Here is a 19,110-nt window from a genome sequence, read left to right as displayed (position 1 = left end):
TTTTGTATTTGATGAATTACGGTGCAAATTTAGTTTAAAAAAACAGTATGAACAAGTGTAAAAAAGACTTTTTAAAGGAGCCGAAATCAGTGTGGTATTTGCCGTGTTTTGGATGCATTTTTTAATATTTTTTAAAGTCAGTCAATTTATTTTTGTAAAAAAGGGTCGGTATATAGTTCCCTTTATTTAATAATGAAATTGTTTTATTTTATAAAACCATTCTATTGTTCTAATTTTATAAAAAAATAATAGCAATGATATATTTAATAAGATTCATTTTTACAGCTTTTTTTGTGATGTGTTTTTATTCCTGTAAGTCGCAATCTGCAGCGGAAGTATATAAAAATGAGCAAACTGTTATTTCTGATACTGCATTTGTAAATTTGAAAGAGTACAGTGTTGATTTTGTTTATGATATGAAGTATGCAACAACAGATAATTTCCTGAAAGCAAAAGTGTATGATTGTGCTGAATGTTATTTGCGATTAAAAACAGTCAAAGCATTAATTGCTGCAAATATAGAATTTATAGAAAAGGGATATCGGATAAAACTGTTTGATTGTTATCGTCCGTTAGCTATTCAAAAGAGAATGTGGAAAATTGTTCCTAATCCTCAATATGTTGCAGATCCAGCCAAAGGATCCATTCATAATCGGGGAGGGGCAGTAGATATTACCTTAGTTGATAAAAATGGAAAAGAGCTGGATATGGGAACTCCGTTTGACTTTTTTGGTGCAGAAGCTGGGCATAATTACGCCAATTTGCCTAAAAAGATAAAAAACAACAGAAAGTTTCTTAAAAAGATTATGGATAAGCATCATTTTAAAGCTTTAGATTCAGAATGGTGGCATTACAATTTACAATCGGCTTTAAAAGATAAGGTTGCTAATACAAAATGGGATTGTGAGTAAGTTTAGATAATCTTTTTAATTACCCTGAGTTTGTGGGTGTGTTTGTTGATTTCAGCATTAAAAATTCCTAAGTGATCTATGCGGTCAATTCTCACTTTACCACTGGCATGAATGATATAATTGTTTTCCATAATAATACCCACATGAATAATATTACCTTCTTCATTGTCAAAAAAAGCTAAATCTCCGGGCTCGCTTTCTTCAATGAAACTTAGGGCCTCACCCTGTGTTGCCTGTTGTGATGCATCTCTTAATAACTTGTAGCCGTTAAGTTTATAAACCATTTGTGTAAAACCGGAACAGTCAATCCCAAAAGGTGTTTTTCCTCCCCATAAATAAGGTGCATTTAAGTAAAGGTAAGATGTATTGATAATATTTTTTTTGTTTTTGATTCCGTTTACTTTAGTTCCTTCAAATTCATAATTGGCGGTGTTTATTTCGCTGTTATGTAAAAACGACAGAGAAGAACCTAATGGAATTGGTATAAGCGTGTTGGAAGACCCGGTAATGTATTCTATCAAATCAGCATTTAATATTGGCGTTTCTTTAGATAATTGGTTGTAATTAGATTCTGAAATAACCTGATATTGCTTAGAATCAACCCAGCCTTCATAATCATCATACTGCAGTTTAATGCGGGACCATTGTTTGTTTGTTTCTATTATTTTAAAATGTTCTCCAAACAAAACCTGGGAAACAATTTCGCTTCTGTCACTAGCTTCAAAACGAAGTGGTATAATGGCTAAATTACAAATTCCGAACATTAATTCTATTTTTTTAAATTCTTTCAATAACAATTGCTGAAGCTCCGCCACCTCCGTTACATATAGCTGCTGCTCCTATTTTAGCATTATTTTGTTCTAAAATATTTAGTAAACTCACTATGATTCGCGCTCCGGAACAACCCAATGGATGACCCAGAGACACTGCACCGCCATTTACATTTACTTTTTTGCTATCCAGATTCAGGATTTTGATGTTGGCTAATCCAACAACAGAAAAAGCTTCATTGAATTCAAAAAAATCGACATCGTTGAGTGTTATTCCTGCTTTGTCTAAAGCCTTAGGTAAAGCTTTAGCAGGACTTGTAGTAAACCATTTTGGTTCCTGCGCAGCATCGGCATAACTTTTTATGTAAGCCAATGGTTTTAGGTTTAATTGGGCTGCTTTTTCTTCACTCATTAATATTAAAGCAGCAGCACCATCATTGATAGTAGAGGCATTGGCAGCAGTTACTGTTCCGTTTTTTGTGAAAACGGCATTTAAAGTTGGGATTTTTTCCAATTTTACATTGGTAAACTCTTCATCTTTACTAATGATAATCGGTTCGCCACGTCTTTGTGGTACTGTAACCGGAACTATTTCGGCATCAAATTTACCCGCTTCCCAAGCCTTTGCAGAACGACGGTAGGATTCAATGGCATAATTGTCTTGTTCTTCACGACTAATATGGTGTTCGCTAGCGCATAAATCGGCGTAAACACCCATAGCCTGATTGTCATAAGCATCAACCAAACCGTCTTTTTGCATACCGTCAATAAGGGTAGTTGGACCAAATTTAGTTCCATTTCTTAAATGCGTATAATGCGGAATCAGGCTCATGTTTTCCATACCACCTGCTATTACCGTTTCGGCATCGCCAGATTGTATTGCCTGAGCAGCCATCATAACGGCTTTCATTCCTGAAGCACAAACTTTGTTAATTGTTGTACAGGGAACAGTATTATTTAATCCGGCAAAAATGGCTGCCTGCCTGGCTGGAGCTTGTCCTACACCGGCCTGAATTACATTTCCCATAAATACTTCGTCAACCATAGCTGGGTCTAAATTAATTTTATCTAAAGCCCCTTTTATGGCTATTGCACCAAGTTGTGGTGCAGTAACATTTGATAATCCTCCCATAAAACTCCCGATAGGGGTTCTAACTGCAGAAACAATTACTACTTTTTTATTCATGACTGAAATTCTTATTGGTTGTATGCTTGTAGCAAATTTACTCTTTTTTGTATAAAATTTAGATTTTCAGTTGTTGATTCTGTTTTTGAAAAAATGTTTTCTAAATTTTTTAATCTTATGTATTTGATTTTTAGTGTTTTTTGAAAACAGTAAAAAAAATAATAAAAAAAAGCATCAAAATAGTTGTGAGAAATGGGATGATGTGTTACATTTGCAACCGCAAAACAAGACACGTTCTTTGAGCTTGGAGAGGTGCCAGAGCGGTAATGGAGCAGATTGCTAATCTGTCGACGGGTAACCGTCGCCAGGGTTCGAGTCCCTGTCTCTCCGCTTAATACTTTGTCTTCGGGGTGTAGCGTAGCCCGGTTATTGTGTCCCGATTGAAATCGGGAAGACCACAGATAACGAATCTATCTATAAAAAGTTCGGGGTGTAGCGTAGCCCGGTTATCGCGCCTGCTTTGGGAGCAGGAGGCCGCAGGTTCGAATCCTGCCACCCCGACAAAACTTTGCCATAAGTTTAAAAACAAATGGATGCATAGCTCAGCTGGATAGAGCATCCCGATTATTAATCGGGACGGTCAGAAGGTTTAGATATGATCAAAAAGATTAAAGGACGCATAGCTCAGCTGGATAGAGCACCTGCCTTCTAAGCAGGCGGTCGAAGGTTCGAATCCTTCTGCGTTCACAAAAGGCCACTCATTTGAGTGGCTTTTTTGTTTTAAGTTTATAAAATTCCAATAACCTTTATCTGAAAAGCTGGTACAATAAACTAACTTTACTCTCTTTTAGTTTTTTTAGAATTTTAAGAAAAGCGATAGCAGTGATGTATGCATCTCCTATTGCAGTGTGCCGATCCTTTTTTGATATATCAAATTTATCGGCCAGATCATCTAATGTATAGTGATCTTTACGTACCAGTAAATTAGATTTAATTAATGTTTTTTTGTATAAAACAGCGGTATCGAGGGTTTTGTTGGTTAGTTTCGGCAGACCGTTTCTTTCCAGTGCATTATTAATCATGGTGATGTCAAATTTAGTATGATGCGCAATGATAATGGAATCTCCTAAATAGTCTAAAAACAACTGAAGTACCTGTAATTCTGTTTTATGATCCAATACATCACTTCTTATAATTCCATGAATTTGAACGCTGGATTTATCAAAATGCTCCTGATCCATATAATGTTCAAAAGCATTTTGTAAATTGATGACTCCGTTTTGTAGTACGATGGCTCCAATACAAAGAATACGGTCATTTATGTAATCAAATCCGGTAGTTTCTGTATCAAGAACAACAAACCGTGCAGATTCGATGGGTTGATTTAAATTTTCTTCAATAGGTTCCTTCAGAATTCCCAGAATTTGAAGAGACTCGGTTATTTTTTCTTTAATAGTCATTATATTGTAATTTTTCCAGGATTAAAACGCATCGAAATCACTTCTTGTAATTCTTTAATTGTTTTAAAGGTTCCCTTTAGTTTTACTTTTTCTAATTTGGAAAGTGCTTCTAATTCAATAAATTGTCCGGAATCATGATGTAAAAGACCTTGTTTTGTTCGGAATTTGAGTAAGGCTTTGTATGAATAAGCACAAGATAAATACAGTTCTTTGTTTTGTGGTTCCAACTCGGCCAGTTTTTCAAAACGTTCGGGAGTATTGCTGATTCCTTTTACAGAATGGGATAAAATCAAAACGCGGGCAGCATCAGCTAATGGCATTAAAGCACGTCTTTTAATGTCGAAAAAATCTTTATGGGCACCATCCTGTTCTACCAGAAATTGTCTGAAAAAACCTGTTGGTGACGGACTTTGTAAAGCACCGCTAACTAAATGCACATAGAAGATAGGATTGGCGGCAATATCTTCAAAAATATAATCGGCTAATTCATTGGCTAATTCTCTGTCTCCAAAAGATAAGCTGTAATCAAAAAAGATAAAGGAAAGTAAGACTTCATCTTTACCTGGTTTACTAATCCAATCGTGAACTAATTCTTTCCATTGGTTTAAACTCAGGCACCATTTAGGATTGGAAGCCATCATTTCTGCAGGACAGTATTCATATCCAATTTCAAAAAGCCCTTTGTTAACTATTGCTGCTAGTTCCAGAAAATACTTGCTGGTTTTTTCCTGTAACTCTTCAGGGACATCTTCATAAATCAACGCATTATCCTGATCGGTGTGTAATAATTGTTCGCTGCGTCCCTGACTTCCTAATGCCAGCCAGGAAAACCGTACAGGTGGCGGAGTTTTCATCTTAGCCAGGGATAATTCTATAACCCTTTTAATACAGGCATCATTGAGCTCTGTAATAATTTTTGAGGTAATCGTTATAGGAATATTTTGGTCTAAATATCCCTGTAGTAATTGCATTATTTTGGTACGAATAGGTTTGATGGCTTTGGCTTTTTTTACCCTCTTTAATGCCTTGATTAATACGGCAGGATTATTTCCTAAAGCAACCATTACGTCGTGTTTAGAAAGAATTCCGATAGCTTTGGTATTTGCTGTCCCGTCTTTAGTAAGGCATAAATGACTGATATTGCTTTTCATCATTGCCATTTGTGCCTGTGTGATGGTCATTTTTTTAGAATAAGTAATTACCGGTGAGTTCATGATTACATCTGCAGAAGTATTAATAGAATGTTCACCGGTTACAATTTTATTTCTTAAATCTTTATCGGTTATAATCCCTATAGGTAGCATATCTTCTACTACCAGCATCGCTCCAATATTCTTTTTTGTCATAGTTGCTGCAATTTCTTTAGCTGTAGTAGCACGGGAGCAGGTAATTATTTTTTTAGAATATTTTATAGGTTGCAGATCCAGTATTTTATTATCATAATCAATGATATCATCTCCATTTGTATTTTCAAAATCAATGCGCTCTCCATATAGTTTACCACCATGGCTTTTTGAAAAAGGATTATGCGTGTTAGAAGCAAAACTATCAATTATAAAACTGCCTACATCGGCATTTTTTATAGCATAAGGTTTGAAAACAGCGATGGGAATTGCGTATAAAATGGTTTCTTCATGAGTGGTAGCTTCCATTTTATAATTTTCATGGGCAATTAATGGTCGTAAACCAAAAATATCACCTTCATCACACATATCCAGGATATCATTTTTGGCTTTTTTGCGTAATTCCACAGCTCCTTTATGAACAACATAAAAAGAATCATGTGTCTCTTCATTTTCTTCAAAAATAACAGCTCCTTTGTCTTTGTAAATTATTGAAACCTGTTCAGAAAGTACTTCTATATCATTTTTTTCTAAAAAATTAAAAGGAGGGAAATTTTTTAAAAAGTCGGCAACTCTTTGAGAGATGGTATTTTTCATTAATAATTATTTTTAGGCTTGGTTTATTTCGTATGCTAATTTATTACTTTTTATGTTTTATAACTAAAAAAAGCTCCTGTTGAGGAGCTTCTTTTGTTGAGAATGTATGAAATAATTATTTCTTTTTGGAGACTTTCATGTTTAGTACTTCTACCATCAGTGAGAAAGATATAGCAAAATACAAATACCCTTTTGGAATAGGAGTTACATGACTGCCAAAAACTAAAGCATTGGATAAATGAGCACTTTCAGTAATCAGCATTAACCCAATTAATATTAAAAATGATAAACCTAAAATTTGGATTGAAGGATGTTTGTTTACAAAAGTCCCTACCGGAACAGCAAATTGCATCATAATCAAAATAGAGATAATCACAGCAGTAATCATGATATACAAGGCGCCGGTAACACCATTAGTCATTCCTACAGCTGTTAAAATACTATCAAATGAGAACACTAAGTCAATCAGGATAATTTGTAAAATCACACTGCTGAAGGATTTTGCGGCTGTTTTTCCAATTTCTTTTTCTTCTTCTCCTTTATGATCGACTTTTTCTCTAATCTCGTTAGTACTTTTGTAAATCAGAAACAATCCTCCTAATAATAAAATGATACTTTGTCCTGAAACCTGAGCATTTATCCAGCTTAGTTCAATAGTAAACCATGGCTCTTTCATAGCAATTAGATAAGAAATTCCCATCAGCAATGCAATTCTCATGAACATCGCCAGAAACATCCCTATTTTAGTGGCTTTTTTGCGACTTTCTTCCGGTAGCTTTCCGGTAGCTATTGATATAAAAATTATATTATCAATCCCCAGTACAATTTCGAGAAAGGTTAAAGTCAATAACGCTATCCAGGCATCAGCATTTAAAAATACTTCCATAATAAATATAATATGATTAAAAAAATAATTAGAATTTACAGTTCACCAACTTTAGTGACAGTTCCTCTTTGTTTTTGGTCTGAACCAACAATGCCAAATTCAAAGGTATAGGAATTTTTAGAAGTGGTCAAAATTTTCATTCCTATTGCTTTTTCTTCAGCCATATTTTTAGGATGTAGTTTTTTAAGAACATATTCGCAATCATTAACCCAGCGTATAGAAGCGGTATCGGTTTTTCCTTCAAAGGTTTCAATCTCGATGCTGTCATTACGTTCAAAAAGTGTCACTTTTTTTACGCCATCAACTTCGTGTTCAAAACGAAATTTCCCGGTTTTAAAGTCTGCACAATTGTGTTCTGCATTATAGCAGGAAACAATAATAAGAAGTAAGGGAAGTAAAAATAATTTTTTCATTTTATTGAATTTTAATATCGTATTTGTCTAAAAGTCCCGGAATTCCCTGCATCGAAAATTTGGCTTTTCGCATCGGGTTGAATTCTGGATCAATTTTATAATTGTAAGCCGTCAGGAAATTCACTTCTTTCAATTCAGTGTCGTTAAAAACAGCATTTTCCAGATTGCAATTGTCAAAAACCGAATTAGAAAGATTAGTTCCGATGAAACTCACTTCTTTCATAGAACAAGAATTGAATCGGGATTTAGGCATTTTTTTATTTGAAAAAGAAGCGTAATCTAAAATACAGTCATTGAAACTCACGGCAAACATAAAATCGGCACACGTATTAAATTGGATTCCTAATAATTTACAATTGGAAAAATGAACAGTTTTTAAGCGGGTATTACCAAGAGCAGTCATCGAAAGATTACAGTTGGTGAATTCGCAATCCATAAAAGTATTGTTCGAGAAATCACTATTGGAAAAGTCACAGTTTTTAAAAACGCAATCTTCAAATTCGCGATTGCTCACTTTTTTGTTAATAAAAACGACTTTTTCGAATATTTTCTGGATATGAATTAAGTCTTCCATTAATCGTTGAATAAGGCTTTCATAATAAATTGCAGTCCTTTGAAACTCAAAATGACAGCAGTAATACAAAATGCGATCCCGAATCCCAAAACCAAATAATGCCATACATTTTGTTGATTCATAAAAGCATTATGGATAAAGGAGGGGCCTATAAAAAGCAAAGGTAAAGCACCTGTTAGGTATTTTACGCCTTTGGATAATAATTCTTTGTTTGTAGCCATGTTTTTTTTAGTACTTAGTGATGAGTCCATAGTCCTTAGTTTTTTGGAGTCCAACTAAGGACTAATAACTAACTGCTAAGGACTTATTTAGAATTATAAAAATCAACTGCTTTACGCACACTGCCGTGTTCTTTCAATAGTTGGGCGGCTTCTTCGTAGCTTACAGGAATTTCGCCCATAATCATTTTGGTTCCGCGATCAACGAGTTTGTTGTTACTCAACTGCATATCGACCATTTTGTTTCCTTTTACTTTTCCTAACTGAATCATCGTTGCGGTCGATATCATATTTAAAACCAGTTTCTGAGCAGTACCTGCTTTCATTCTGGAACTTCCGGTAACAAATTCCGGTCCTACAACCACATCAATAGGAAATTGTGCTGTTTGCGAAAGCGGACTCGCCGCATTGCAGGAAATACTTCCTGTGATGATATTATTTTTATTACAGGCTTCTAATCCACCAATAACATAAGGCGTTGTTCCCGAAGCGGCAATTCCCACCACCACATCATTTTCATTAATATTGAATTCCTGCAAATCCATCCAGGCTTGCGTAGCATTGTCTTCGGCATTTTCTACCGCTTTACGGATGGCTTTGTCGCCACCGGCAATAATACCCACAACCAGGTCAAAAGGTACTCCAAAAGTAGGAGGACATTCCGATGCATCCACCACACCTAAACGCCCTGAAGTTCCCGCACCTATGTAAAATAAACGTCCGCCTTGTTTCATTTTAGCAACGATTTGGCTGACTAGGGTTTCGATTTGAGGCAAAGCTTTTTCAACAGCAAGCGGAACGGTTTTGTCTTCGTTATTGATGTTCGAAAGCAAGTCAATAACTGACATTTTCTCCAGATGTTCGTATTTAGATGATTGCTCGGTGGTTTTTATGAAGGTCATTTTTTTAGGTTTATTTGATTTTCGAAAATTACATCAAAAAATAACAAAATTTGCAAATTAAAAATTATAAAAAATAAGCCAAAACAATTCCTAAAACAATCATCGAAACTTTAGCGATATTAAATTTATGTCCTTCGCTGCTTTCGAAAATAATAGTCGAAGAAATATGAAATAAAATTCCGATAACCACAGCGGTAATTTCGTTATGGAAATTGCTTAGCCCTGTAAGATAATCTGAGGCAAATGTGCCTAGGGGTGTCATTAATGCAAAGCTGAGCATGAAGGCAAAAATGGCTTTTTGATTCAGATGTGAATTGATGAAAAAAGTAGTCAGAATAATGGCAATAGGAAGGTGGTGAATAGCAATCCCGATGGCTAAATTATCATGATGATGTCCTACGGGAAATCCTTCCAGAAAGGCGTGAATGCAAAGACTAATAAACAACAACCAGGGAATATGAGTCATGTTAGGATGTCCGTGTACGTGACCATGCTCAGCACCTTTTGAGAAAAACTCTAAGATGATTTGGAACAAAATCCCAAGCATAATGCAAATTCCAATATTGCTGTTATGACTTTCATAAACATCCGGTAAAAGATGCATGACGGTAAGTGAAAGCAAAAACGAACCACTAAAAGCCAGTAATAGTTTTAGATTGGTTTTGTTTTTTGGTTTGATGACCAAAGCAATAATATATCCAAGGAGTACCGAAAGTAATGGTAATAGATAATTCATTTAATTTAGCTGAATTGTTTAATTGTTTAATCATTTAACGGTGAATTTGTTTATTCGATGAAACGATTAGACAAATTAACAGTTAAACCTGTCAATCTATTTAAAAATAAGAATAAGTCGTTCACTTTCTGTTTTGTGGAATTTTTTTAGTTTGTAATCCCCAAAGATATCCAAAAGATAAATTCCTGCTTCTTCCATCATGGATTCAAAATCCTGTAGAGTCAGGGCTTTTACTTTTTCGGTAAAATGATAGCTATGACCCTGGTCTTCAAAATCAATTTCTTTAAAAATATGTCCGTCTTTTACATAGCGTTTGATATGAAAATCAATACCATCAACGGTTTTTACTTCTTCAGGAACCAGTGTATTGATAACCTGATATACATTCATGAAATCAATTACTGCAAACCCATATTCAGACAGGCTGTTTTTGATGGCTTTTAAAGTCGTTAAATTGTCATCGTCATTTTCAAAATAGCCAAAACTGGTAAACAAATTAAAGATAGCATCGTATTTTTCTTCGAATGCTTCGCGCATGTCATGGACTTTAAAATGCAGGGTTTCATTGGAGCTTTTGCTGGCTTCTGCAATACTGTTTTCGGATAAATCGGCTCCTATAACATCAAACCCCAACTGGTTTAAATAAATGGCATGACGCCCTTTGCCACAGGCTAAATCCAGGACTTTTGCGTTTTCGGGAAGATTTAAATAATGCGTTAAATTATCCATAAAAAGCTGCGCCTCGTTTTCATTTCGTTCTTTATAAAGGATGTGATAGTAGGGAGTATCAAACCAGGAACTGAACCAGGTTTCTTCCGGTTGAGCCTGATTTGGAATAGTGGTTTTTTGCATTGCAGACATTTATTCTTTTCAATTATTTCTATCCCGCAAATTTAGTGTATTTTTGTGGAAATATACTATTTCAGGTTGTTTGTAATATAAACAAGAGCGAAAGCGAACTGGCATAGCAATTTAATTATTGGAATTTAAAAGAGAAATGGAAGAAAATTTTAAGATGATTGCCAAAACCTTTTTTGGTTTTGAAGAAATATTGGCTGCCGAATTGAAAAATTTAGGAGCACAGGATGTAGAGCAAGGTGTAAGAATGGTTAGCTTCAAAGGAGATAAAGGATTTATGTATAAAGCCAATTTGTCTTTGCGTACCGCATTAAAAATATTGAAACCCATTTATTCTTTCAGAGCCAATAATGATCAGGCCTTATATAAAGGTGTTTCGGGAGTTAACTGGTCTAAATTTATTAATGCCAATCAGACTTTTGTAATTGATGCAACAGTGCATTCCGAATATTTTAATCATACAGAGTTTGTTTCTCAAAAATGTAAAGATGCCATTGTAGATCAATTCAGAGAGCGTACAGGGCAACGTCCAAGTATAGATAAAGTACATCCTGATTTGCGAATTAACATTCATATTGATAAAGATCAGGTTTCGGTTGCTTTAGATACTTCTGGAAATGCACTGAATCAACGTGGATACAGAACCGCAACTAATATTGCTCCAATAAACGAAGTTCTGGCTGCCGGAATCCTGTTGCTTTCGGGTTGGGATGGACAAACCGATTTTTTAGATCCTATGTGTGGTTCGGGAACTTTTCTTGCCGAAGCAGCAATGATTGCCTGTAATATTCCGGCAAATATTAACCGAAAAGAATTTGCTTTCGAAAAGTGGAAAGACTGGGATAATGATTTGTTTGACAAAATTACCGACAGTTTGCTTGGGAAGGTGCGTGAGTTTCATCATACCATAAAAGGCTATGATAAAGCGCCAAGCGCAGTGAATAAAGCCAAAGATAATATCAGAAATGCCAATTTAGAAGAATATGTAACTATTACGGAGGAGAATTTTTTTGATACAGAAAAAACATCGGAAGCTAAACTTCATGTAGTTTTCAATCCGCCTTATGATGAGCGTCTGGATATTCACATGGAAGAATTTTATAAAAATATAGGAGACACTTTAAAACAAAGTTATCCGGGAACCAATGCCTGGTTTATTACAGGAAATCTGGAAGCTTTAAAGTTTGTAGGCTTAAGGCCTTCCCGAAAAATAAAATTATTCAATGCAGGACTAGAAGCACGTTTGGTAAAATACGAAATGTATGAAGGAAGTAAAAGAACGAAGTTTCAGAGAGAAAAAGAATAGTGTTTGCTGATGAAAAAGTAAGCTGTAGGATACAAATCAGAGCTTAGGAAAATAAATAAAACAGAAAATAGTACTATGAGTAAATTACAAGTAAGAGCATTTTTATACCAGCTGGGAACTTTTGCCAGTTTGTTTATATTATCACGTTATTTAATTCATCAATATGCGGGACTTACCGGTTTTTGGGAACCTTTTGCAGCATTTGTGATAGCAACTTTTGTAGGGCCTAAGTTTCAGGCGGTGAAAACTAAAGATGGAGAAAAATTATTTATGAAATGGGTTTTTTCTAAAAACATAAAAGAGATAGGATAAAATAAAAAATGCCACTGGAAATAGTGGCATTTTAGTATAATGTTTTTCTAAATTAGAATTGGAATCTGATACCTAAAGCGATGTCCGGACCAAAATTATCTCCAGAATAGTTGTCAGAAAAATACAACTCAGGTCTGATATCTAATGAAAGTAAGATAGGCACTTCAGGAAAGTTGTATTCAATACCAAGGTCACCAGCAACAAATGCAAATGTTTTACTGTCGTCACCTCCTGGTCCATTGTTGTCAATACTCCAGTTTCCAACACCACCACCAACACCGGCGTACCAGTTGAAACCGCCGTCAATATTCCAAACCCATTGGTAAATACCTGTTAGTTTAAAGGCATCAACATTTTTGCTGTTTCTCCAGCCTAAATCTAACTCTAATCGGTTGTTATCAGACAATCCTCTTTGGTATGAGATTTCTCCTCCAAAACCGTCATTGTCACCTAAACGTAAACCTAAAGCATTTTTTGAAATTTCTTGTGCTTGTGTGCTGAATGCTAATCCCATTAGCATAAAAGCTGATAAAATGATTTTTTTCATAAATAAAGTTTTGTTATTGCAAATCTACAATTAATATCAAACGGAAAGTTTATTATATAATTATATGTTGTTATATAATTTCCACTTTTTTTTATTAAAAAATCATTAAAATTAACTTATTTTGAGAGAATGATAGAGGCAATAAGTTGTTCTCCAGTGAGTTGTTCTTTTTCTGCCGGGTTTTCCAGTAAACTATAATTGGATTCCATGTAACGAAATAGTTTCCATTTTTTTCTGTTGTATTCTAAAGCGGTTAAGTTTTCGACCCAATCCCCCGAATTCAAGTACGTTGTTGAACCGTTTTTATTTGATTTTTTCAAAATTTTAGGCTCATGAATATGACCGCATAACACATAATCGTATTTGTTTTCAATGGCTATTTCAGTAGCAGTTTCTTCAAAATCCGAAATATGTTTGACTGCTTTTTTTACACTGGCTTTAATCTTTTTTGAAAATGAATACGGTTCGCGCCCCACTTTTTTTAAACACCAATTAAAAAAACGATTGATTAAAATTAAATAATCATAACCTAATCCACCTAATTTCGCAATCCATTTAGCGTGATTAACAGAAGCATCAAATACATCACCGTGAAATATCCAGGCTTTTTTATCGTCTAATTCTAAGACTAGTTTATCGGCCAGAATAAAATTTCCCATATTCATTTCGGTAAATTTTCGAAGCATCTCATCGTGATTTCCTGTAATGTAATATACTTTAGTACCCTTAGAAGCAAAACTGATAATTTTCTGGATTACTTTTAAATGAGATTTAGGGAAATAAGATTTTCTAAATTGCCAGATATCAATAATATCACCATTTAATACTAAAATATTTGGTTTTATTGACAATAGGTAGTTGTACAGCTCTTTAGCGTGGCTTCCGTAAGTTCCTAAATGAACATCAGAAATTACAACTACTTCAACTTTTCTTTTTTTCAATGGATTTACAAATTTATTGTTTTGCAAATTAAGCTTGTAAATACGGATTAATGTTAAAGTTAAGGTTAATAAATAGTGTGTTGTATGTAAATTAAATGGTTATTTTTTATTGCAGAATGAAATCTTTAAATCATTAATTTTTAAAGCTAAAACTAAAATGGTACTTTTGTTCAAAATTAATTATAATGGCAGGAAATAGCTACGGAACCCTATTTAGAATAACCACTTTTGGAGAATCACACGGTGAGGCTTTAGGAGGAATCATTGATGGTTGTCCATCAGGAATTGCATTAGATTTTGATGCGATTCAATTAGAAATGTCAAGAAGAAAACCAGGACAATCCGCTATAGTTACCCAACGAAAAGAACCGGATGATGTGCAGTTTTTGTCCGGAATATTTGAGGGAAAAACTACAGGAACTCCTATTGGTTTTATTATTCCGAATACCAATCAAAAATCTGATGATTATTCGCATATAAAAGATAATTACAGACCCAGTCATGCTGATTATGTGTATGATCAAAAATATGGTTTTAGAGATTATAGAGGTGGCGGACGAAGTTCAGCACGTGAAACTGCAAGCAGAGTAGTAGCAGGAGCTATTGCCAAGCAAATGTTAGCAGATATTAAAATTCATGCGTATGTTTCAGCCGTAGGACCTCTTACTTTAGATAAACCATATCAGGATCTGGATTTTTCTAAAATAGAAAGCAATCCGGTACGTTGTCCGGACGAGGAGATGGCAGCTGTAATGGAAAATTATATTAAGCAAATTCGTAAAGAAGGAGATACTGTAGGTGGTGTGGTGACTTGTGTTATTCAAAATGTACCTGTAGGTCTGGGAGAACCTGTTTTTGATAAATTACATGCCGAATTAGGAAAAGCAATGCTTTCTATTAATGCGGTAAAAGGTTTTGAATTTGGAAGCGGATTTGAAGGTTCTAAAATGAAAGGAAGTCAGCATAATGATTTGTACAATGCTGATGGGACTACCAGAACCAATCTTTCCGGAGGAATTCAGGGCGGAATAAGCAACGGAATGGATATTTATTTCCGTGTCGCTTTTAAACCGGTAGCTACGATTATGCAAAAACAGGAATCACTAGATAATAAAGGGAATATTACTGAAATGACAGGAAAAGGACGTCATGATCCTTGTGTTGTTCCCCGTGCCGTACCTATTGTAGAAGCTATGGCAGCAATTGTATTAGCTGATTTCTATTTAATAAATAAAACGTATTAATAACTAATCGTAATGATTTTTTCTTATTTTTACCCCCGAAGAGGTAAAAACGTTGAATAATTCTTTTGGAATTTGCTAAAACGCTTATAATAATTTAAAGCTCCTCTTTTTTTAAGAGGAGCTTTTATTTTTTACTGATAACTTAAATATTATAATATGAAGAAAAAGCTCGCCTTACATTGGAAAATTTTAATCGGTATCATACTGGGGTTGCTTTTTGGATTATTAATGAAAAATTTAGAGCTAAATGCTCTGGTTATAGACTGGATTAAACCATTTGGAACTATTTTTATCAATTTATTAAAAGTAATTGCTGTTCCTTTAATTGTAGTGTCTCTAATTGTAGGACTGGCAGATTTAAAAGATATTTCTAAATTATCACGCTTAGGCGGAAGAACAGTTTTGTTTTATTTGGGAACAACTGTTTTTGCAGTTTCTACCGGACTCTTATTGGCTAATATCATAAAGCCGGGAAGTTATATTAATGCAGAAGCCAGAGAAAGTTTGCTAACGAGTTTTTCAGGTGATGCTTCGCAAAAGATTGAATTAGCCCAGAAAGCTAAAGAAAATGGGCCACTCCAGCCTTTGGTTGATATTGTACCGGATAATTTTTTTAGAGCATTGACTGAAAATGCAAGTATGTTACAGGTAATTTTCTTTGTAGTACTTATAGGAATTGGTCTGATTTTAATTGAAGAAGAAAAAGCAAAACCCGTAGTTGCTTTTTTCAAAGGGATGAATGATGTAATTTTAAAAATCATCGACATTATTATGTTATTTTCACCTTATGGTGTGTTTGCACTGATGGCTTCTTTAATGGTCGAAATTCCCGGTTTTTCTACTTTAGGAGCATTGATTATCTATGGATTGACGGTATTGTTGGGTCTGTTGCTAATGATTTTTATATTCTATCCAGCTTTATTAATGGTATTTGCCAAGGTAAATCCAATACAGTTTTTTAAGGCGATAGCTCCTGCACAATTATTGGCATTTTCAACAAGTTCAAGTGCTGCCACACTTCCTGTAACGATGGAGTGTGTAACAGATAAGTTAGGTGTTGATGAAGAGGTTTCAAGCTTTGTATTGCCTTTAGGAGCAACGGTAAATATGGATGGAACCAGCTTGTATCAGGCTGTAGCTGCCATTTTTATTGCTCAGGCCATGCTCCCGAATCCTTTGGATGTTGCCACTCAGTTAATGATTGTAGTTACCGCTACTTTAGCATCTATAGGTTCAGCTGCCGTACCTAGTGCCGGCATGGTAATGCTGGTGATTGTATTGGGGCAGGCTGGAATTCCGGAAGCCGGTTTAGCACTGATTTTTGCAATTGACAGACCATTGGATATGTGCAGAACTGTAGTTAATATTACCAGCGATGCTACAGCAGCTACAATTGTAGCAAAATCGGTTGGAAAGCTGAATCCAAAACCTGAAATATAATATAAAAAAAAACCGTAAAATAGTTGAACTAATTTACGGTTGATAACACAAACTGTTTTTTAATACCAGCGTTTTTTATTCTGTTTTGAAGCGTTTGATTTTCTGGATTTATGAGCAGCACCGCTTCGATTTGAGTTTTTAGGCTTTGTTTCGTTAGTGTTGTCAGGGCTTCCCGCATGCCATGGATACGGATGATCTGTAATGGTTTTTACATCAACTTTTATGAGTCTTTGAATGTCTTTCCAGTATCCGTGTTCATCTTTTCCGCAAAATGAAATTGCAATTCCGCCATTTCCTGCACGGCCGGTTCTTCCTATCCGGTGTACATAGGTCTCGGGGATATTAGGTAAATCAAAATTGATTACATAAGGCAACTGGTCAATATCAATTCCGCGTGCTGCAATATCGGTAGCAACAAGAACGCCAACTTCCTTGTTTTTAAAAGCATCTAATACTCTTTGTCTCGCATTTTGCGATTTATCTCCATGAATAGCTTCGGCAGCAATTCCTTTTTTACGCAAAGCTTTTACCACATTATCAGCTCCATGTTTTGTTCTTGAAAAAACTAAAACATCAGTTAGATTTTCATTCTGAAGTAAGCTGTATAAAAGGTTTCTTTTTTCTCCTTTTTCAACAAAATAAACACGTTGTTCTACATTTTCTGCTGTAGAAGAAACAGGTGAAACCGTTACAGTTTCAGGATTAGTCAAAAACATTTCGGCTAATTCTCTTATCGCAATTGGCATTGTAGCCGAAAAAAACAGTGTTTGTCTGTTTTTAGGAGTTAGTTTTACAATTTTCTTTACATCATTTACAAATCCCATATCAAGCATCTGATCCGCTTCGTCCAGCACTAAATTATGCAAATGATCTAAATTGATGAATCCTTGTTTGTGTAAATCCAACAATCTTCCGGGAGTTGCAATTAAAATATCAACACCGTTTTTTAGTGCATCTACCTGAGGATTTTGAGAAACACCGCCAAAAATGGTAAGCTGTGTCAAATTAGTATATTTAGCATAGGTGTCAAAGCTTTGTCCTATTTGTACAGCCAGTTCCCGGGTAGGAGTTACAACTAAAGCACGAATTTGCTTTGTCTTTTTTGATGAACCCACAATGCGGTGCAACTGATGGATAATGGGTATGGCAAAAGCAGCTGTTTTTCCGGTTCCTGTTTGTGCACAACCTATCAGATCATTTCCTGCTAAGATAAGCGGAATTGCTTGTTCCTGAATAGGTGTGGGAGTGGTATAGCCATGTTCGTGCACGGCTTTCTGAATACTTTTTGAAAGTGATAAATCTTCGAATAACATAAGTTTGATATTAATTAGCGCGTAATAAGTTACAGCGATAAGTTTGGCAAAGATAGCATTATTATTCCTGATGCTTGTTAATGCCTGTTTTTACTTCTGATAAACATAACTCAATCAAATAGTATTTTCTTTCAGGGCTTTATTTGAATTGGCTTTTATAAAATCGGTTACAAGATACCCAATAAGTTTCCCTATTAAATGGTTGTTTTTATCTACGTCTAATTCAGGTGCGCCTTCGCAAATGTGTAAATAGCTGGTGTTTTTATTTTTAGCAAAAAAAGAAACAAATTGACGTAATTCTTCTACCGAAAAACCACTTAATGTCATGGCACTGCTGGCAATATTAGGTATGGCGTCTAAATCAACTTCAATTCCAAAATGATCTGTTTTGATAAAATCCAGAGCCTGAATCATTTCTTTTTGAAAATCTTTTTCTTTTCGGATATTGATACTGTCATAGGTATTGTAACGCACTCGGTCTTCTGTTTTTTTAATAATATCCAGAACACTTTTAGAAGTATAGTTTTCGTGTAAACCAAAAACAAAATATTTTTTCAGGAAACCTTCTTCATAGGCATAAGAAAAGCCGTTTCCGCTGTGACGCCCTTCTAAAATTCTGAAATCCGAATGTGCATCAAAGTTTATTGCGTTTACCGGTTTTCCTTTTGCAAGAGCAGTTCCTTTAATATTTCCGTAGGCATTATTGTGTCCGCCACCAATAATAATGGGAATCTTTCCCAGTTTAACGATGCTGAAAATGATATGAGAAACATCTTTGTCTATTTTTTTGACTAACTGGCTTAGCTTTACACGATCATCCATGTGGTTAAAATCCAGATTTTCTACCTCTTTCATTTCCTCCTGAACATTAATCTGTCCTAAAACAATGATCTGGTTTCCTTTGCAAAAACGATTGTGCTGAATGTTTGCAATACTTTTAATCGCTTCATTCCAGGCAGAAGCAGCACCGGGTCTGCCATAATTTGCGCGGATTCCTATATCTTCGGGAATCCCTAATAAAACATATTTTGCATCAGTGTTTTTTATAAATGAAATAGGATTGGCACCCACGGGGACTGTGAGCATTTTTTCTCCAAATTTAATTTCTCCACTTCGATGGTTAGTGACTTTGGCTAGATTGTTAATTGTAAATGGCAGAAACTTTTCCATGTAAAAGAAAATTTTTTACCAAAAATAATATAATTTCCTTACT

At 34.9% G+C, this 19,110-nt stretch carries 20 protein-coding genes and 3 tRNA genes; 8 read left to right on the top strand and 15 right to left on the bottom strand.

Annotated elements, in window-relative coordinates; genetic code table 11:
• Positions 1–254 precede the first annotated feature (254 nt).
• A complete protein-coding gene (locus ABS764_RS11450; protein ID WP_408081935.1) occupies positions 255–911 on the top strand; it encodes a M15 family metallopeptidase in 657 nt (218 codons plus the stop codon).
• A 2-nt stretch (positions 912–913) separates the two neighbouring features.
• Here the strand turns inward: ABS764_RS11450 and ABS764_RS11445 are convergent, their stop codons facing one another.
• Together ABS764_RS11445 and ABS764_RS11440 are read right to left on the bottom strand one after the other, a co-directional pair.
• Complete coding sequence (locus tag ABS764_RS11445; RefSeq protein ID WP_408081934.1) at positions 914–1,675, bottom strand: C40 family peptidase; 762 nt, start codon at positions 1,673–1,675, stop codon at positions 914–916.
• Between the two features lie 13 nt (positions 1,676–1,688).
• Positions 1,689–2,867, bottom strand: coding sequence for an acetyl-CoA C-acyltransferase (locus tag ABS764_RS11440; protein WP_408081933.1), 1,179 nt, complete (start codon positions 2,865–2,867; stop codon positions 1,689–1,691).
• Between the two features lie 246 nt (positions 2,868–3,113).
• On the opposite strand from ABS764_RS11440, the gene ABS764_RS11435 reads away from it, so the two are divergent.
• The 3 genes from ABS764_RS11435 to ABS764_RS11425 all read left to right on the top strand — a co-directional run bounded on the left by ABS764_RS11435 (position 3,114) and on the right by ABS764_RS11425 (position 3,554).
• Positions 3,114–3,197, top strand: a tRNA-Ser gene (locus tag ABS764_RS11435).
• Positions 3,198–3,293: 96 nt separating this feature from the next.
• A tRNA-Pro gene (locus ABS764_RS11430) sits at positions 3,294–3,368 on the top strand.
• A 112-nt stretch (positions 3,369–3,480) separates the two neighbouring features.
• Positions 3,481–3,554 (top strand) — tRNA-Arg (locus tag ABS764_RS11425).
• Positions 3,555–3,613: 59 nt separating this feature from the next.
• Here the strand turns inward: ABS764_RS11425 and ABS764_RS11420 are convergent.
• From ABS764_RS11420 to ABS764_RS11380, 9 genes are all read right to left on the bottom strand, one after another.
• Positions 3,614–4,267: a 3'-5' exonuclease gene (locus ABS764_RS11420; RefSeq protein ID WP_408081932.1), complete on the bottom strand. Its 654-nt coding sequence runs from the start codon at positions 4,265–4,267 to the stop codon at positions 3,614–3,616.
• Positions 4,267–6,207: a DUF294 nucleotidyltransferase-like domain-containing protein gene (locus ABS764_RS11415; RefSeq protein ID WP_408081931.1), complete on the bottom strand. Its 1,941-nt coding sequence runs from the start codon at positions 6,205–6,207 to the stop codon at positions 4,267–4,269. Before ABS764_RS11415 ends, ABS764_RS11420 begins: the two co-directional genes overlap by 1 nt.
• 115 nt (positions 6,208–6,322) lie before the next feature.
• A complete protein-coding gene (locus ABS764_RS11410) occupies positions 6,323–7,093 on the bottom strand; it encodes a TerC family protein (protein ID WP_408081930.1) in 771 nt (256 codons plus the stop codon).
• Positions 7,094–7,128: 35 nt separating this feature from the next.
• Positions 7,129–7,506, bottom strand: a complete 378-nt coding sequence (locus ABS764_RS11405) for a DNA topoisomerase IV (protein WP_408081929.1) — start codon at positions 7,504–7,506, stop codon at positions 7,129–7,131.
• A gap of 1 nt (position 7,507) precedes the next feature.
• Positions 7,508–8,080, bottom strand: coding sequence for a pentapeptide repeat-containing protein (locus ABS764_RS11400; RefSeq protein WP_408081928.1), 573 nt, complete (start codon positions 8,078–8,080; stop codon positions 7,508–7,510).
• Positions 8,080–8,301: a DUF6095 family protein gene (locus ABS764_RS11395; RefSeq protein WP_408082130.1), complete on the bottom strand. Its 222-nt coding sequence runs from the start codon at positions 8,299–8,301 to the stop codon at positions 8,080–8,082. Before ABS764_RS11395 ends, ABS764_RS11400 begins: the two co-directional genes overlap by 1 nt.
• 83 nt (positions 8,302–8,384) lie before the next feature.
• Entirely contained in the window at positions 8,385–9,200 is an 816-nt protein-coding gene (murQ, locus tag ABS764_RS11390) for an N-acetylmuramic acid 6-phosphate etherase (protein WP_408081927.1), read from the bottom strand.
• A gap of 64 nt (positions 9,201–9,264) precedes the next feature.
• Positions 9,265–9,936: a ZIP family metal transporter gene (locus ABS764_RS11385; RefSeq protein WP_408081926.1), complete on the bottom strand. Its 672-nt coding sequence runs from the start codon at positions 9,934–9,936 to the stop codon at positions 9,265–9,267.
• A 96-nt stretch (positions 9,937–10,032) separates the two neighbouring features.
• Positions 10,033–10,797: a class I SAM-dependent methyltransferase gene (locus ABS764_RS11380; protein ID WP_408081925.1), complete on the bottom strand. Its 765-nt coding sequence runs from the start codon at positions 10,795–10,797 to the stop codon at positions 10,033–10,035.
• 136 nt (positions 10,798–10,933) lie between these two features.
• Here ABS764_RS11380 and ABS764_RS11375 point away from each other — a divergent pair, with 136 nt between their 5' ends.
• Complete coding sequence (locus ABS764_RS11375; protein WP_408081924.1) at positions 10,934–12,100, top strand: THUMP domain-containing class I SAM-dependent RNA methyltransferase; 1,167 nt, start codon at positions 10,934–10,936, stop codon at positions 12,098–12,100.
• A gap of 75 nt (positions 12,101–12,175) precedes the next feature.
• Positions 12,176–12,412: a hypothetical protein gene (locus ABS764_RS11370; protein ID WP_408081923.1), complete on the top strand. Its 237-nt coding sequence runs from the start codon at positions 12,176–12,178 to the stop codon at positions 12,410–12,412.
• Positions 12,413–12,464: 52 nt separating this feature from the next.
• Here ABS764_RS11370 and ABS764_RS11365 read toward each other — a convergent pair whose 3' ends face one another.
• Positions 12,465–12,959, bottom strand: a complete 495-nt coding sequence (locus ABS764_RS11365; protein WP_408081922.1) for a hypothetical protein — start codon at positions 12,957–12,959, stop codon at positions 12,465–12,467.
• Positions 12,960–13,075: 116 nt separating this feature from the next.
• Positions 13,076–13,900 carry a UDP-2,3-diacylglucosamine diphosphatase gene (locus ABS764_RS11360; protein WP_408081921.1) on the bottom strand — a complete coding sequence of 275 codons (825 nt, stop codon included), beginning with the start codon at positions 13,898–13,900 and terminating at the stop codon, positions 13,076–13,078.
• 185 nt (positions 13,901–14,085) lie between these two features.
• On the opposite strand from ABS764_RS11360, the gene aroC reads away from it, so the two are divergent.
• Together aroC and ABS764_RS11350 are read left to right on the top strand one after the other, a co-directional pair.
• On the top strand, positions 14,086–15,144 hold the full coding sequence (gene aroC, locus ABS764_RS11355) for a chorismate synthase (RefSeq protein WP_408081920.1): 1,059 nt from the start codon (positions 14,086–14,088) through the stop codon (positions 15,142–15,144).
• A gap of 156 nt (positions 15,145–15,300) precedes the next feature.
• Positions 15,301–16,584: a dicarboxylate/amino acid:cation symporter gene (locus tag ABS764_RS11350; protein ID WP_408081919.1), complete on the top strand. Its 1,284-nt coding sequence runs from the start codon at positions 15,301–15,303 to the stop codon at positions 16,582–16,584.
• A 59-nt stretch (positions 16,585–16,643) separates the two neighbouring features.
• On the opposite strand, the gene ABS764_RS11345 is transcribed toward ABS764_RS11350, so the two are convergent.
• A complete protein-coding gene (locus ABS764_RS11345; RefSeq protein WP_408081918.1) occupies positions 16,644–17,897 on the bottom strand; it encodes a DEAD/DEAH box helicase in 1,254 nt (417 codons plus the stop codon).
• A gap of 114 nt (positions 17,898–18,011) precedes the next feature.
• A complete protein-coding gene (locus tag ABS764_RS11340) occupies positions 18,012–19,067 on the bottom strand; it encodes a formimidoylglutamase (RefSeq protein ID WP_408081917.1) in 1,056 nt (351 codons plus the stop codon).
• Positions 19,068–19,110 lie beyond the last annotated feature (43 nt).

It is taken from the genome of Flavobacterium plantiphilum, assembly GCF_046000495.1.
In the GTDB taxonomy this organism is placed as follows: domain Bacteria; phylum Bacteroidota; class Bacteroidia; order Flavobacteriales; family Flavobacteriaceae; genus Flavobacterium; species Flavobacterium plantiphilum.
This window is presented reverse-complemented; position numbering and strand designations above follow the sequence as displayed.

Coding starts and splice junctions, on each gene's coding strand:
- ABS764_RS11450 (WP_408081935.1), top strand. CDS start 255: ATGATATATTTAATAAGATTCATTTTTACAGCTTTTTTTGTGATGTGT.
- ABS764_RS11445 (WP_408081934.1), bottom strand. CDS start 1,675: ATGTTCGGAATTTGTAATTTAGCCATTATACCACTTCGTTTTGAAGCT.
- ABS764_RS11440 (WP_408081933.1), bottom strand. CDS start 2,867: ATGAATAAAAAAGTAGTAATTGTTTCTGCAGTTAGAACCCCTATCGGG.
- ABS764_RS11420 (WP_408081932.1), bottom strand. CDS start 4,267: ATGACTATTAAAGAAAAAATAACCGAGTCTCTTCAAATTCTGGGAATT.
- ABS764_RS11415 (WP_408081931.1), bottom strand. CDS start 6,207: ATGAAAAATACCATCTCTCAAAGAGTTGCCGACTTTTTAAAAAATTTC.
- ABS764_RS11410 (WP_408081930.1), bottom strand. CDS start 7,093: ATGGAAGTATTTTTAAATGCTGATGCCTGGATAGCGTTATTGACTTTA.
- ABS764_RS11405 (WP_408081929.1), bottom strand. CDS start 7,506: ATGAAAAAATTATTTTTACTTCCCTTACTTCTTATTATTGTTTCCTGC.
- ABS764_RS11400 (WP_408081928.1), bottom strand. CDS start 8,080: ATGGAAGACTTAATTCATATCCAGAAAATATTCGAAAAAGTCGTTTTT.
- ABS764_RS11395 (WP_408082130.1), bottom strand. CDS start 8,301: ATGGCTACAAACAAAGAATTATTATCCAAAGGCGTAAAATACCTAACA.
- murQ (WP_408081927.1), bottom strand. CDS start 9,200: ATGACCTTCATAAAAACCACCGAGCAATCATCTAAATACGAACATCTG.
- ABS764_RS11385 (WP_408081926.1), bottom strand. CDS start 9,936: ATGAATTATCTATTACCATTACTTTCGGTACTCCTTGGATATATTATT.
- ABS764_RS11380 (WP_408081925.1), bottom strand. CDS start 10,797: ATGTCTGCAATGCAAAAAACCACTATTCCAAATCAGGCTCAACCGGAA.
- ABS764_RS11375 (WP_408081924.1), top strand. CDS start 10,934: ATGGAAGAAAATTTTAAGATGATTGCCAAAACCTTTTTTGGTTTTGAA.
- ABS764_RS11370 (WP_408081923.1), top strand. CDS start 12,176: ATGAGTAAATTACAAGTAAGAGCATTTTTATACCAGCTGGGAACTTTT.
- ABS764_RS11365 (WP_408081922.1), bottom strand. CDS start 12,959: ATGAAAAAAATCATTTTATCAGCTTTTATGCTAATGGGATTAGCATTC.
- aroC (WP_408081920.1), top strand. CDS start 14,086: ATGGCAGGAAATAGCTACGGAACCCTATTTAGAATAACCACTTTTGGA.
- ABS764_RS11350 (WP_408081919.1), top strand. CDS start 15,301: ATGAAGAAAAAGCTCGCCTTACATTGGAAAATTTTAATCGGTATCATA.
- ABS764_RS11345 (WP_408081918.1), bottom strand. CDS start 17,897: ATGTTATTCGAAGATTTATCACTTTCAAAAAGTATTCAGAAAGCCGTG.
- ABS764_RS11340 (WP_408081917.1), bottom strand. CDS start 19,067: ATGGAAAAGTTTCTGCCATTTACAATTAACAATCTAGCCAAAGTCACT.